The organism is Aurantimonas sp. C2-5-R2 (assembly GCF_036549495.1).
Taxonomy (GTDB): domain Bacteria; phylum Pseudomonadota; class Alphaproteobacteria; order Rhizobiales; family Rhizobiaceae; genus Aurantimonas; species Aurantimonas coralicida_A.
This window is the reverse complement of record NZ_JAZHLJ010000084.1, coordinates 1-12,963: the sequence shown is the minus strand read 5'-3', so window position 1 is coordinate 12,963 and position 12,963 is coordinate 1. Positions and strand designations below refer to the sequence as shown.

Below are 12,963 nucleotides of genomic sequence, written 5' to 3'. Positions count from 1 at the left end.
ATCTCGGGCGGGAAACGATGGCGGCTATAGCTGATGCTCGACATCCCCCTATCCTACTCCGCTTTCGCTTCGGATCCAGCTAACGTGTCAAGCCTGTCAACGCCTCCACGACCTCGCGCCATGGAATCAGCCCTGCCACGGTATCGACCGAGATGTCGGAGCGTTGCGTTTTCCGCCGCTCTTCGTTGCGGGCCAGCTCAGCGTATTTCGTGCGCAGGATCGTATCGCGCGCCGCGCTGATCTTCTCGGCCACATCCTTGGCGCTCACCGCTTCCAGCAGCCGTCGCATCGTGTCCAGCGCGCGCTCGGCGTCGTCAAGCGGAACGGCACCACGACGCTGTTCGCCGCTGTCCAAACCGCGATACCGAAGATCAATTGATTTAGCTTGTCCCATCACTGCCTATATCGCGCGAATTTGGCCTCCATCGACGCGCTGTACAGTGCCGGTGACGTAACTGGCCTTGTCGGAGCAGAGGAAGGCTCCCACCGCGCCGAACTCGTCCGGCCGGCCATAGCGCGCTGCCGGAATCGTCGTCAGCGCCTGTTGCCGTACCTCGTCGGGAGTCCGCGCATGCCGTTCCGCCTGGGCCGCATCCAGCGCTGCGACGCGGTCGGTATCGATCCGACCGGGCAGGATGACGTTGCAGGTTATGCCGTCGGCCGCGATCTCGGCGGCGACCGTCTTGTTCCAGGCAAGAAGCGACGCGCGCAGGCTGTTCGACAGTGCCATCCCGGCGATCGGCTGCACGGCCGCCGACGAGGCAATTGTCAGGAGACGTCCCCAGCGGCGTTCACGCATGTCTGGCAGGCATCGCGTCGCGGCATGGATGAGATTGCCGACCATGCGCTCGAACCATTGGCTCCAGGCATCCGAGGAAACGGCCAGCGCCGGGGCAGGCGGCGGGCCGCCGCCGTTGAGGACGAGAATGTCGATGCCGCCCATTCTCACGGTAGCATCGTCGATCAGCGCATCGAGGGCGCTACGGTCGTGCAGGTCACAATCGCGTCCGTGCACTGCCGCGCCGGTCTCCTCGGCGATCCTCGCAGCCACTTCTTTGGCGCCGGTCCGGCCGCAGATCATAACGACCGCACCCTCCGCCGCCAGCGCCGTCGCGATGGCGCGGCCGAGGCCGCGCGTCGAAGCGAGCACCAGCGCCCGCCGCCCGTTCAATCCGAGGTCCATGACCGCTCCTTCCTGTCTACCGCCCGGCAGCGTAGCCCTGCATGCCGCGCGGATTGGCCCCCGCACGCAGATAAAGCGTGCCGCCGTGATCCTCGCGGGAGCAGGCTGCCAGACGCCCTTCCGACCAGTCCTTGCCGACCGTCACCTCATGACCCGACGCCTTCAGCGCATCGACCGTCCGCTGCGGGAACCGCCCTTCGAGAACCAGGACGTTCGGCTTGGCCTCGCGGGGCCAGAACGAGCTCGGGCAATGCTCGCTGTGGAAGGAGGGCGCGTCGATCGCCTCCTGCAGGTTGAGGCCATGATGAACGTGGCGGAGGAAAAATATCAGCGACCACTGGTCCTGCTGGTCGCCGCCCGGCGTGCCCCAGGCGAGATAGGGCTGTCCCTCCCTGAGCGCCATGGAAGGCGTCAGAGTGGTCCGCGGCCGCCGGCCCGGCATGAGCGTGCTCGGCAGGCCCTCGTCGAGCCAGAACATCTGCGCCCGCGTCGAGAGTGAAAAGCCAAGCCCGGGCACGACGGGGCTCGACTGGAACCAGCCGCCGCTCGGCGTCGCCGCCACCATGTTGCCCCAGCGGTCGATGACGTCGATGTGGCAGGTGTCGCCGCGCAACGCGCCCGCCCGGTCCGTCACCGGCTCGCCGGCTTCCGCCACCGTCGGCTCGCCGACGCCCAGGATGGCGTTGATGTTCAGGCTGCTCTCGTCGGCGACCCGGTAATTCGGCAGCTTCGGCGTGCGTCCGTCCGGCTGTCCGGGCCGGAACTCGACCGACGCGCGATCGCCGATCAGCCTGCGGCGCTCTGCATTGTAGCGCTCCGACAGCAGCGCTTCGAGCGGAACGTCGAAATCCTTCCTGTCGCCGTACCAGGCTTCGCGATCCGCGAAGGCGAGCTTGGCCGCCTCCACCACCGCGTGGACGAAATCCGGCCCCTCCGCCGGCATCTCGGCGAGCGGCAGGTCGCGCAGCAGCGCCAGTTGCTGCAGCAGCAGCGGTCCCTGGCTCCACGGGCCGCATTTGGCAACGGTGTAGCCGTGATAGTCGTAGGTCGCCGGCGCCTCGACGCTCGCCTGCCAACGCGCCATGTCGTCGCCGGTCAGCAGGCCGCGATGCCTGTCGCCGCTTGAATCCATGAGCTCGGCAGTGCGGTAGAAGCTGTCGATCGCTTCGGCCACGAAGCCTTCGTACCAAGCGCGCCGCGCCGCCTCGATCTGCCGTTCCCTGTCGCCGCCGCCGGCCTCGGCTTCCGCAATGACGCGGCGATAGGTCCGGGCTATGGCAGGGTTGCGGAACAGGTCGCCCGGCTTCGGCACGCCGGCTCGCGGAAAGTAGATTTCGGCGGAACTCGGCCATTCGTCGCAGAACAGCACCTCGACCGCCTGCAGCGCGTTGACGATCGGCGGAACCAGCGGATACCCGTTCTCGGCGTAGTGGATCGCAGGGGCCAGCACATCGGCGACGCTCATCGTGCCGTGGTCGCGCAGTATCAAGAGCCACGCGCCGAACGAGCCCGGCACGCAGGCCGGCAGCAGCCCGGTCCCCGGCACCAGGTCGAGACCCATGTCGCGCAAGCGCCGAGCCGTCGCCGCTTCCGGCGAGACGCCCTGCCCGCAGATGCTCTGGATGCTGCCAACGCGTCGGTCGTAGACGAGGATCGGCACCTCGCCGCCGGGGCCGTTCAGATGCGGCTCGACGACTTGCAGCAGGAAACCTCCTGCCGCCGCCGCGTCGAACGCATTGCCGCCGCGCTCGAGGATCCCCATCGCCGCCGCGCTCGCCAGCCAGTGCGTCGAGGCCGCCATTCCGAACGTGCCCTTGAGTTCCGGACGGGTCGTGAATATTCCGGACGTCGTCATGATCGATCCTTGTTGCGTGGTGTGGATCCGGCTGTATAGTGACCTGTATACATCGCTGTATACCGGATGGCCACATGGCTCCAAATGCCAATCCAGTCCAAAACGGCGCCGCATCGCACCTGCATCTGTCGCAACGCGCCTATGCATCCTTGCGACAGATGGCGATGACGTATCGTTTCCAGCCGGGACAGCGGCTCAACGAGGGTGTGCTGGCGCGCGAACTCGACGTCAGCCGCACGCCGCTGCGCGAGGCGCTGCACCGCCTCAGGTCGGAAGGGCTGCTCGTCCTTGTCAGGGGGCGCGGCTTCCATGCTCGGCCGCTCGACGTGAAGGAGGTGTTCGATCTCTACGAGGCCCGGCTCGCGCTCGAGACGACGGTCGCCCGGCTGGCCTGCGAGCGGGCGGACGAGGAGTGGTTCGGAGCGATCGACACCTATCTCGTGGCGAGCGTGAAGGCGCAGGAGACCGCGCCGGTCGAGCAACTCCTGCAGTTCGATGAAGGGTTTCACGAGCGGGTCACCGAGGTCACCGGCAATGCGGAACTGCTGCGCATGCTGGGCAGCATCAATGCCCGCATCCACTTCTTCCGCTGGGTCGACATGCAGGGCCGCCGAGACAGTACGCAGAGCGAGCACCGCGCGCTGGTCGACGCCATCCGTGAGCGCGACAGCGCGCGCGCGGCCGAGGTAGCGCGAATCCACATCACCCGCCGCCAGGACCAGATCGTCGAGGTCATTCGCGAAGGTTATGCGCGGCTCTTCATGGGCGATGGACCGAAGGTCGCCGACCTCAGACCCGTTGCCGTGTCAGAGGAGAAACGATGAACCAGCTTTCCGGTGCCGAAGCGCTCGTGCGCATGCTCGAACTGCACGATGTCGAGGTCATCTTCGGCCTGTGCGGCGACACCAGCCTGCCATTCTACGACGCGCTCTACCGGCTCGATCACGGCATGCGGCACGTGCTGACGCGCGATGAGCGCTCGGCCAGCTACATGGCGGACGTCTATGCACGCGTCTCCGGCAAGGTCGGCGTCTGCGAGGGGCCGAGCGGCGGCGGCGCAACCTATATTCTTCCCGGGGTCGTCGAGGCGAACGAATCCTCCATCGCGCTCCTCGCCATCACCACCGATATCGGCGTCGGCTCACGTGGCAGGTTCGCACTGACCGAGCTCGACCAGGAGGCGCTGTTCCGTCCGCTGACAAAGTGGAACAAGGTGATCGAGACGAGCGGCTCGCTGCCGCGCACGCTGCGGGCCGCGTTCCGCCAGATGACCACCGGCCGCCCCGGCGCCGTGCATCTCGGTCTTCCGTTCGACGTCCAGAAAGGCCCCGTAGACGCCGAAGACGTGTGGGGCGACAAGGTTCTGGGGAAATTCCCCTCGCTGCGCGCCGCCCCCTCCGCCGAACACGTCGAAGCCGCTGCCGAGGCCCTCGCCGGCGCCAAGCGTCCGATGCTGATCTGCGGCGGCGGGCCGGTCATCGCGGGCGCGCGCGCCGAGGTCACAGCGCTCGCCGAGCGACTCGGCGCCATCGTCGCGACGTCGATCAGCGGCCAGGGCGCGATCCTCGACAACCATCCTCTGGCGCTCGGCGTCGTCGGCTCGAACGGCGGTTCCGACGAGACGCGGGCGGCGGTCGATGCAGCCGACCTCATTGTGCTGGTCGGCTGCCGCGCCGGATCGGTCACGACCGAGCGCTGGCGGCACCCGGCGCCGCTCGGGCAGCGGATCATCCATATCGATGCCGATCCGACGGTTATCGGCGCCAACTATCCGACCGAAGTGGCAATCGTCGGCGATGCGAAGCTGGCGCTGGCGGAGCTGGTCGAGGCCGTCGACCACAAGCTGGGAGGCGTGAAACGCTCGCCCGAGGAAGCACAGGCAACGGTCGCCCGGGCCAAGGCTGCCAAGTTCGCGCGCTTCCACGCGCTTGCCGAATCCAACGAACAGCCGATTCGGCCCGAGCGCGTGGTTCGCGACCTTGCTGCGCTGCTGCCGGCGGATTCGGTGGTGGTCGCTGATCCCGGCACGCCCTGCCCTTACTTCTCCGCCTATTTCGAGCTGACCAATCCCAACGCCCGGCTGATCAGCAACCGCGCCCATGGGGCGCTCGGCTATTCGCTGCCCGGAGTGCTCGGCGCCTACTATGCCCGTCCCTCGGCCAAATGCGTCGCGGTTATGGGCGACGGCAGCTTCGGCTTCAATGCCGGCGAGATGGAGACGCTGGTTCGCACCGGCGCGCCGGTGACGCTGGTGGTGTTCTCCAACAGCGTGTTCGGCTGGATCAAGGCCGGCCAGGATTCGGGGTTCGGGCAGCGCTATTTCTCGGTCGACTTCAGCCAGACCAACCATGCGCGCGTCGCCGAGGCGTTCGGCGTGAAGGCCTGGAGGGTCGAGCATCCATCGGAACTGCGGAGCGCGCTGGCGGCGGCCATCGAGCACGGCGGTCCGAGCCTGGTCGACGTCGTCACACAGCCGCTCCACGAAGCGGCCGCACCGGTGACGGAGTGGATCGCATGATCCGGACGTGCCGGCAGTTGCCGCCGGGCCTGGCGACAACTGCCGGAGGAATGACCATCAACCAGGGAACAGAAAGGACTGCAAAATGACTCGTAATCTCAAGGGGCATCTTTCGCTTCCGCCACTCTCCCGCCGCGATGCGCTGCGGCTCGGCCTCGCCGGCCTGGCTGCCGGCACCGCCGCGTTCCGCACCACCAGCGTGCTGGCGCAGCAGCAGAGCCTGCAGTGGGGCTCGTCCTCCATCGGATCGACCGGCTACGTCATCATGGAGGGTCTGGCCAACACGGTTAACCGCCATTCGGACCTGCAGAACGCCTCGATGGCCACGAGCGGCGGCGCCGAGAACATGCAGCTCTTCGCCGAAGGCGTGATCCAGCTCGGCCAGACCACCTCCACTGACTGGAAACCGGCGGCGGAGGGGATGAACCCATATCCCGCGCCGATCACCGTGCACCAGATGTTCGCATATACACTGTTCAACTGCACGCCGATGGTGCGTGCCGACAGCGATATTCAGACGCTCGAGGATCTCCGCGACACGCGCTGCATGCCCTCGCCCGCCGGCAGCTCCACCGCCACGATGTGGGAGGTGCTGTTCGAGGCCGCGGGCATTCTCGACGACATCGAGTGGACCTACGGCTCCTGGCGCGAGAGCTACGATGCGCTGCGCGCCGAAGCGGTCGACTGCATCCCCTCGCTGCTGACAAACGGCCGCCCGTCGCCGATCCTGTCGGAACTGGTCGCCACGACCCCGGTCCGCATCCTGCCGATTCCGCAAGAGGTGATGGACAAGGCCAGGCAGCTCAATCCCGGCATCTCGCTCGGCATCATCCCGGCAGGGGCCGTCGAGGGCATCGCGGAAGAAACCCAGGCTGCGTCCTTCTCGGGCGTACTCGCCGCCTCGCCCGACGTCGAGGAGGAGATCGCCTACACGGTGATGAAGGCGATCTTCGACAATGCCGAAGACGTCCGCGCCCTCGGCACGCAGTTCGAGGACGTCGACCTCGAATTCGGCGCCGAATACCTCGTAGAGGGCTTCCCCGTCCACAAGGGCGCCGCGAGATACTACAAGGAGAAGGGCGTCTGGACCGACGACATGGTCGAAGCCCAATAAGTCAGGTCGCACTGCGGGCCGGGCCGAAGCCGGTCCGCAATTGCGAGAATCTTCCGTCGCTTTCCGGGAATCGAGATGATGCGGACCAGATCTAATCGACTTGCCGGCTACTTTACCGATCAGCAGGGTGATCCGCGATTGATCCTGCTCATCGGCCTGGTCTCGCTCGTCTATGTCTTCGGCCACGTCGTCCAAATCTTCGAATACCTCATGCCCTCCGGGCAATTCAAGATCATGCATGTGGGCGGCGCGGCGCTCCTCATCTTCCTCTTCGCCGCAGCGAAGACGGGAAGCGCGGTATCGCGAGCCGTCCATCTCGCGCTCGCCGCAGTGGCCGCCGGTGTCGTCTGGTACGTCTTCAGCGAGCACGATCTTCTGACGTCGCAGCGTGCATTCCTGCCGAACACCACCGACTTCATCGTCGCGGCGGGATTCCTGCTGCTGTGCCTCTACGCCTCGATGCGAGAATGGGGCTGGGTCGTCAGCCTGATCGCAGTCGTCGGCCTGCTCTACGGCTATTTCGGCGATCACATGCCGCAGGGCCTGCTGTATCACGGCGGCATCAACCTGACGCGCCTGATCGGCTACACGTCCATACCGTATTTCAGCGGGCTGCTCGGCAGCCTCGCCGAGCTTTCCGCCGGCACGATCTTTCCGTTCATGCTGTTCGCCGCGGCGCTTCAAGCGACCGGTTGCGTCGACTTTATCATGAACGTCGCCTATCGGATCGGCGGTAACACCCGCGCCGGCCCGGCGCAGATCGCGATCATTTCGAGCGGCCTGATGGGAATGATCTCGGGCTCCAGCGTCGCGAATGTCGCCTCGACGGGCGCTCTGACGATCCCGCTGATGAAACGGCTCGGCTTCAAGCCCGAGTTCGCCGGTGCTGTCGAAGCGGTCGCCTCGACCGGGGGGCAGATCACGCCGCCGGTGATGGGGCTCGCAGCGTTCCTGATCGTCGGGCTGACGGGCATTCCGTACGGCGAAGTCATCATCACCGCCGTCTTTCCAGCCCTCATCTATTACCTGTATCTGATGGTGGCCGTACACTTGCGGGCAGTGAAGCGGAACCTTGACGCGAGCACCAACACCGTGCTGGCCGACGAATTCGACACCGGCGAGAGCCTCTGGCGTATCTGCCTGCGCAACCTGCATTTCTTCATCGCCGTAACGTATCTGGTCTGGGTTCTGCTCGACAGCAACCTGCCCGGGCGCACCTCGCTCGAAGCCACCGCAATCCTGTTGGGCCTCTATGTCCTGCGCGAGATCGTCTTCTCCTGGCGCGGCATCGGCAACATCGTCTCGAACGTCGTCCAACTGATCTGCCGGACCGCCTACAGCGGCGCGCAGGCCGGCGCTCAGATCGCCATCGTCGTCGCGGTCATCGGCGTGCTCGTCGATCTTCTCACCGTCACCGGCTTCGCGCAGAAGCTATCCTTCGCGATGCTGGAGATCGCCAGCGGCAGCCTGCCTCTGCTGCTCATCATGTCAGCCTTCGCCTGCCTGGCCTTCGGCCTGGGACTGCCGACCTCAGCGGCCTACATACTGGTGGCGTTGATGGGCGCGCCGGCACTGGTCAGCCTTGGCGTGCCGCTGCTCGCAGCGCATTTCTTCGTCTTCTTCTTCGCCAATATCTCCGCCATCACGCCGCCTGTCGCGGTATGCTGCCTGGTGGCGGCGAAGATCGCGCAAGGCAGCTTCTTTCGAACCAGCTTCATCGCCGTGCGCCTGGGCCTTCCCGGCTTCATCCTGCCGTTCCTGTTCGTCGCGCATCCCGAGATCCTCGGCATCGGATCCGGCATCCTCTACACCGCATTCGTCTCGGCGATGGCGTTGCTGGGCATCATCGCTCTCAACGTGATGCTGGAAGGCTACCTGCTGCGGCCGCTGAATTGGTTCGAGCGGCTGGTCCTGCTGCCGGCCGCGCTCGGCCTGCTGCATCCCAGCCTCTGGGCATCGCTGTTCGGCATTACCATCTTCGCTGGACTATTGGGATGGCAGTGGATGGGCTGGAGGAGGTCTCAGGCGGCCCACGACACGTCCGCGCCCGCCGGAAGCACGGTGGCGAACCCGCCCAGTTCCGGCGGCAGACCGTAGACGGCTTCGCTCGGCGCTGTCTCGTGCGGCTGAAGACCGCCGGCCGCGAAGTGCTCGCGTGTCCGGCCGGTATCCTCGCTCTCAAGCGCCATGCCGACGATCCAGGGGGCGGGCTTTGCCGCATGGACCCACGGCACGACCTGGTGCAGCGCAGAATGCTCGATGAAGACGCACGCACCCCGGTCGAGCTGCAGGACCCACCGCTGATACCGCCGGACCGGCACCCGCCCCACGAAGCACCCGAACCGGCGTGCGGACTCTTCAGGATCCGCAGTGGCGAGAAGGACCGCCTTCAGCCCGACGATGCCGTTGGGATGCCCGAGCCACCGGGGCTGCCAGACGATGTCCTCCGTGTGGTGCTTCAGAAGCTGTATTCGACCTTCTGGCATCGTCTCCGGTGGAACGCGAAGCACCGAGAAGCGCGCCTCGCGAAGCTGTCCGTCGGCATCGGACACCGGTCGAACGAGGTTTACCGGCGGCTGTGGGCGAAATCCGTTGCTCTCCAGAATCCCGTGCGCCAGATCGAGGTCGCAAGTGCTGAAGGCGATGAGATGCGGTCCCACATGCCGGGCGATCGCCGCCCGGAATTGTCGCGCCAGTTCGGTATCCGCCACCGCCGTCAGGAACTCGATATAGCCTTCGCGCAGCATGACGCAGTGATTGGCCATTCCGGCAGGCACCATGCCGTTCGGCGTCCAGTTCTGCTGCGCCGTGAACGGCGTCAGACGAAAGCCGAGCCGCTCCAGCGTGGCTGCCCCGACATCCAGCGACGGAACGAAGTGCGCGACATGGTCGAGGAACGTCTCGGCCCGATCCGGCACCTGCTTGCTCATGGAGCTTCTCCGCTGATGATCTCGAACCCGCTCACGGTCGCGTCGCGGCCTTTCTCCAGAGCGAGCGGCCTGCCGCGCCCGTCGAGGCCGTATCACGGATGGCGATGCCCCGCGCTCCTTTCCCGAGATGTCAAGCTGAAGGTTCGTATGGTCGTGGTCGGATTCGCGATGCCGCCGGATTGCATGCCTGTCGACTGCCCGCTCGGCGGCCCGAAAGTGCCGGCATTGTCTGTCGATGAGGCGCTGCGGCGCGCCGCACTCCTCCTCCGAAAAGCGTCCGAGAGATTGGAATGAAAATGGCGAGTGTTGGCCAGCTTATCGTAGAAAGTCTCGTCTCGAACGGGATCGACCGGCTCTTCTGCGTTCCCGGCGAGAGCTATCTGGGTCTCCTGGACGCGCTCTACGGCCGCGACGACATCGACCCGGTCGTCTGTCGGCACGAGGCGGGGGCCGGCTTCATGGCGCTTGCCGACGCACGTCTCACGGGCAGGCCAGCTGTCGCCGCGGTAAGCCGTGGGCCCGGCGCCAGCAATGCCGCCATCGCCGTCCACACCGCGCAGCAGGACGGCGTACCTTTCATCCTCATCGTCGGCCAGGTCGCCGCCAACGATGTTCGCCGTGACTCCTTCCAGGAGATCGATTACGGGCACATGTTCGGCTCGATCGCCAAGTGGACCGCGGAGGTGACGGATCCGGCCAGAATGGCGGAAACCATCCTGCGTGCCGTCCAGGTAGCGACTGCCGGCGTTCCGGGTCCCGTCGTGATTTCGGTGCCGGAGGATGTTCTCACTTCCGTCACGCATTCTCGTCCCGTCGGTCCGCAAGCGCCGATCAAGGCGGCACCCGATGCCGCCGATGCCGCTGCGCTGCGCGAGTGGCTACGCACCGCCGACCGGCCGCTCGTCGTCGCGGGCAGCAATCTGGATCGCCCCGGCGGCCGCGAAGCACTGCGGAAGTTCATCGAAGCCTGGAACATCCCGCTGATGGTGTCCTTCCGGCGCCACGACCTTTTCGCGAATGCTCACCGACTCTATGCCGGCGACCTGGGGCTTGCCAATCCTGCAAGCCAGATGGCCGTTCTTCGTGATGCCGACCTCGTGCTGGTCCTCGGCGCGAGGCTGAGCGATATCACCACCCAGGGCTACAGCTTTCCGCACCTCGTCCGCCCGGAAATGAAGCTCGTCCACGTCCACCCGGACCCCTCGGTGATCGGTACACATTTCGCAGTCGACCTTGCGATCGCGTGTGATTCGCGAGCCCTGATAGAAGCGGTGGGCTCCCCCTCGCCCAGCAGCCCGAGAAACGTTCGGGACGCGTGGATCGAGCGGCTGGCGGTGGAGCGCCGGAAGATCGCGGCACCACGATCCATCGAGGTCGATGACGGTATCTGTTTTGAGGATTTGGTCGATATCGTCGGCCGGAGTCTAAGCGACGACGCCATCGTCACGCTCGATGCGGGGACCTTCAGCGCGCCGGTCTACCGCATCGTGCCCTTTTCTCCGCCGCAGCGGCTGCTGGCGCCGATCTCCGGCGCCATGGGATTCGGCGTGCCGGCCGCCGTCGCGGCTAGCTTGCGCGAGCCGGGTCGCCAAGTCATCTGCTTCGTGGGAGACGGCGGTTTCCTCATGACCGGCCACGAGCTATCGGTGGCCATGGAGCGCAAGCTTCCGCTCAAGGTGATCCTGTCGGAGAACGGAATATACGGCTCGATCCGGATCCACCAGGAGCGCGACTATCCGGGAAGGACGGTCGGGACGAGCTTCACCAATCCCGATTTCGAGCTCATCGGTGAGGCGTTCGGCTTCCACGTCACGCGCATGCGGTCGCGAAGCGATCTGTCGGCGCTCCCGTCGCTCCTGTCGGCGGCCGGACCCGAGTTGATCCTCGTGGAGACGAGCGTCGAGGCAATCCTGCCGGGGAAAGGGGGCGATAGCCGCCCTTGAAGCCGTGCTCATCCCGAAGCCGCTCGAACACCCGCTTCGCCGTGTGGCGCTGCTTGCGGTGGACCCCGCGATCGGCCTCCAGCCGGCGTTGACACGTTAACTGGATCCGAAGCGAAAGCGGAGTAGGATAGGGGGATGTCGAGCATCAGCTATAGCCGCCATCGTTTCCCGNTGACACGTTAACTGGATCCGAAGCGAAAGCGGAGTAGGATAGGGGGATGTCGAGCATCAGCTATAGCCGCCATCGTTTCCCGCCCAGGGGAATCGCATTTGGGATTTGGCGTATCGCTTTGAGCTGAAATGGATTCGGATGTCGGCCTTTGCGAAAGGAGCCGCCGATGTCCTGGTTTGCCGCCAGCTTTGCCGAAGTCACCGATCCGCGGACGGGCAATGCCAAGCGCCATGATCTGCTGGAAGTTTTGACCATCGCGCTGACGGCGTCGGTGAAATTCCAGACCTGAGGTTGCACAATCGCGGAGCGCTGCTGACCGGGTCAGACATCGTCTCCTTGCATACTCCGCTGACATCCGAAACTCGGCACATGATGACGGACGAGACATTCGCGCAGATGAAACGCGATGCGATCCCGATCAACACCGGACGCGGTGGGCTTGTCGATCTCGACGCCCTGACCCGTGCGCTTCAGTCGGGACAGATCGCCGCGGCGGGGCTGGACGTGCTGGAACACGAGCCGCCCGCGCCCGACAGTGCGTTGATGACGGCTTGGCGCGCGCCCTATTCGACGATCCGCGACCGTTTGGTGCTGTCGCCTCACGCGGCCTTCTACAGCCCCTCCAGCCTGATCGATCTGCGCCGGAAATCCGCCGCGACCGCCCTTGGCTATCTGCAAACAGGGTGTTCCCGCGATTGCGTGAACCTGGATAGTCTCGACCGTGAGGCCGCCGCGTGCCGCGCACGTTCCAGCTGACCGTCAACTGAAAGTTCGACACGATGACCAAACTCGACTTTTCCCGTTCCGCCGACCGGGTCCAAGCCGCCAAGTCGGTCGTCCCGGGTGGCGTCAATAGCAACTTCCGGCTTGACGTCGCGCCCACACCCCTTGTTTTCGAGAAGGGAGAGGGGCCGTATCTTTTCGACATCGATGGCAACCAGCTGATCGACTATTACCTGGGACTGGGGCCCATGATCCTGGGGCACAGCCCTGCCGACGTGATCGCTGCCGCGCGTCACCAACTCGACACCGGCCTGCTCTACGGTGGCCAGAGCGAGCTGGAGTACGAGGCTGCCCGGCGCATGACACAGATGATCCCTTGCGCCGAGCGCGTGCGCTTTACCGGCAGCGGGTCCGAGGCGGTACAACTCGCCCTGCGCCTAGAGCATCCGGCGAATAATTTGAATCGACGGGTTCCCATTTGATGTTCGGTTTGATTCTCTGTGAGCAGGAGGTGCTTCATGGGAA

Annotated in this window: 12 protein-coding genes; 8 read left to right on the top strand and 4 right to left on the bottom strand. The window is 65.6% G+C overall.

The features are described 5' to 3' along the window. Positions 1-79: 79 nt before the first annotated feature. From VQ044_RS21070 to VQ044_RS21060, 3 genes are read right to left on the bottom strand one after another with little or no spacing between them, the layout of a single operon-like run. The gene (locus tag VQ044_RS21070; protein ID WP_327649429.1) at positions 80-394 is read right to left on the bottom strand and encodes a hypothetical protein; all 315 of its coding nucleotides are present in this window, start codon (positions 392-394) and stop codon (positions 80-82) included. Positions 395-400: 6 nt separating this feature from the next. Then, complete coding sequence (locus VQ044_RS21065) at positions 401-1,183, bottom strand: SDR family oxidoreductase (protein ID WP_327625379.1); 783 nt, start codon at positions 1,181-1,183, stop codon at positions 401-403. 16 nt (positions 1,184-1,199) lie between these two features. Then, positions 1,200-3,038, bottom strand: coding sequence for a gamma-glutamyltransferase family protein (locus tag VQ044_RS21060; RefSeq protein WP_327625378.1), 1,839 nt, complete (start codon positions 3,036-3,038; stop codon positions 1,200-1,202). Positions 3,039-3,112: 74 nt separating this feature from the next. Here VQ044_RS21060 and VQ044_RS21055 point away from each other — a divergent pair, with 74 nt between their 5' ends. The 4 genes from VQ044_RS21055 to VQ044_RS21040 all read left to right on the top strand — a co-directional run bounded on the left by VQ044_RS21055 (position 3,113) and on the right by VQ044_RS21040 (position 8,767). Next, positions 3,113-3,862: a GntR family transcriptional regulator gene (locus tag VQ044_RS21055; RefSeq protein WP_331827759.1), complete on the top strand. Its 750-nt coding sequence runs from the start codon at positions 3,113-3,115 to the stop codon at positions 3,860-3,862. Beyond that, positions 3,859-5,556: a thiamine pyrophosphate-binding protein gene (locus tag VQ044_RS21050; protein ID WP_327649428.1), complete on the top strand. Its 1,698-nt coding sequence runs from the start codon at positions 3,859-3,861 to the stop codon at positions 5,554-5,556. Before VQ044_RS21055 ends, VQ044_RS21050 begins: the two co-directional genes overlap by 4 nt. Before the next feature lie 85 nt (positions 5,557-5,641). Next, entirely contained in the window at positions 5,642-6,670 is a 1,029-nt protein-coding gene (locus VQ044_RS21045; protein WP_327649426.1) for a TAXI family TRAP transporter solute-binding subunit, read from the top strand. Positions 6,671-6,748: 78 nt separating this feature from the next. Beyond that, positions 6,749-8,767: a TRAP transporter permease gene (locus VQ044_RS21040; protein ID WP_327625374.1), complete on the top strand. Its 2,019-nt coding sequence runs from the start codon at positions 6,749-6,751 to the stop codon at positions 8,765-8,767. Here VQ044_RS21040 and VQ044_RS21035 read toward each other — a convergent pair. After that, positions 8,692-9,600, bottom strand: coding sequence for a VOC family protein (locus VQ044_RS21035; RefSeq protein WP_327649425.1), 909 nt, complete (start codon positions 9,598-9,600; stop codon positions 8,692-8,694). The two genes, VQ044_RS21040 and VQ044_RS21035, sit on opposite strands and share 76 nt — an antisense overlap. A gap of 290 nt (positions 9,601-9,890) precedes the next feature. Between VQ044_RS21035 and VQ044_RS21030 the strand changes: the two genes are divergently transcribed. The 4 genes from VQ044_RS21030 to VQ044_RS21015 all read left to right on the top strand — a co-directional run bounded on the left by VQ044_RS21030 (position 9,891) and on the right by VQ044_RS21015 (position 12,920). After that, positions 9,891-11,543: a thiamine pyrophosphate-binding protein gene (locus tag VQ044_RS21030; protein WP_327625372.1), complete on the top strand. Its 1,653-nt coding sequence runs from the start codon at positions 9,891-9,893 to the stop codon at positions 11,541-11,543. Between the two features lie 338 nt (positions 11,544-11,881). Continuing rightward, a complete protein-coding gene (locus tag VQ044_RS21025; protein WP_327625389.1) occupies positions 11,882-12,004 on the top strand; it encodes a hypothetical protein in 123 nt (40 codons plus the stop codon). Positions 12,005-12,006: 2 nt separating this feature from the next. Next, entirely contained in the window at positions 12,007-12,471 is a 465-nt protein-coding gene (locus VQ044_RS21020; protein ID WP_327625371.1) for an NAD(P)-dependent oxidoreductase, read from the top strand. A gap of 23 nt (positions 12,472-12,494) precedes the next feature. Next, entirely contained in the window at positions 12,495-12,920 is a 426-nt protein-coding gene (locus VQ044_RS21015) for an aminotransferase class III-fold pyridoxal phosphate-dependent enzyme (protein ID WP_327649424.1), read from the top strand. Positions 12,921-12,963 lie beyond the last annotated feature (43 nt).

Bases quoted from the DNA above. Each gene is read 5' to 3' on its own strand.
- VQ044_RS21060 (WP_327625378.1), bottom strand. From the start codon at position 3,038: ATGACGACGTCCGGAATATTCACGACCCGTCCGGAACTCAAGGGCACG.
- VQ044_RS21065 (WP_327625379.1), bottom strand. From the start codon at position 1,183: ATGGACCTCGGATTGAACGGGCGGCGGGCGCTGGTGCTCGCTTCGACG.
- VQ044_RS21035 (WP_327649425.1), bottom strand. From the start codon at position 9,600: ATGAGCAAGCAGGTGCCGGATCGGGCCGAGACGTTCCTCGACCATGTC.
- VQ044_RS21025 (WP_327625389.1), top strand. From the start codon at position 11,882: ATGTCCTGGTTTGCCGCCAGCTTTGCCGAAGTCACCGATCCGCGGACG.
- VQ044_RS21015 (WP_327649424.1), top strand. From the start codon at position 12,495: ATGACCAAACTCGACTTTTCCCGTTCCGCCGACCGGGTCCAAGCCGCC.
- VQ044_RS21050 (WP_327649428.1), top strand. From the start codon at position 3,859: ATGAACCAGCTTTCCGGTGCCGAAGCGCTCGTGCGCATGCTCGAACTG.
- VQ044_RS21055 (WP_331827759.1), top strand. From the start codon at position 3,113: ATGGCTCCAAATGCCAATCCAGTCCAAAACGGCGCCGCATCGCACCTG.
- VQ044_RS21070 (WP_327649429.1), bottom strand. From the start codon at position 394: ATGGGACAAGCTAAATCAATTGATCTTCGGTATCGCGGTTTGGACAGC.
- VQ044_RS21040 (WP_327625374.1), top strand. From the start codon at position 6,749: ATGCGGACCAGATCTAATCGACTTGCCGGCTACTTTACCGATCAGCAG.
- VQ044_RS21045 (WP_327649426.1), top strand. From the start codon at position 5,642: ATGACTCGTAATCTCAAGGGGCATCTTTCGCTTCCGCCACTCTCCCGC.
- VQ044_RS21030 (WP_327625372.1), top strand. From the start codon at position 9,891: ATGAAAATGGCGAGTGTTGGCCAGCTTATCGTAGAAAGTCTCGTCTCG.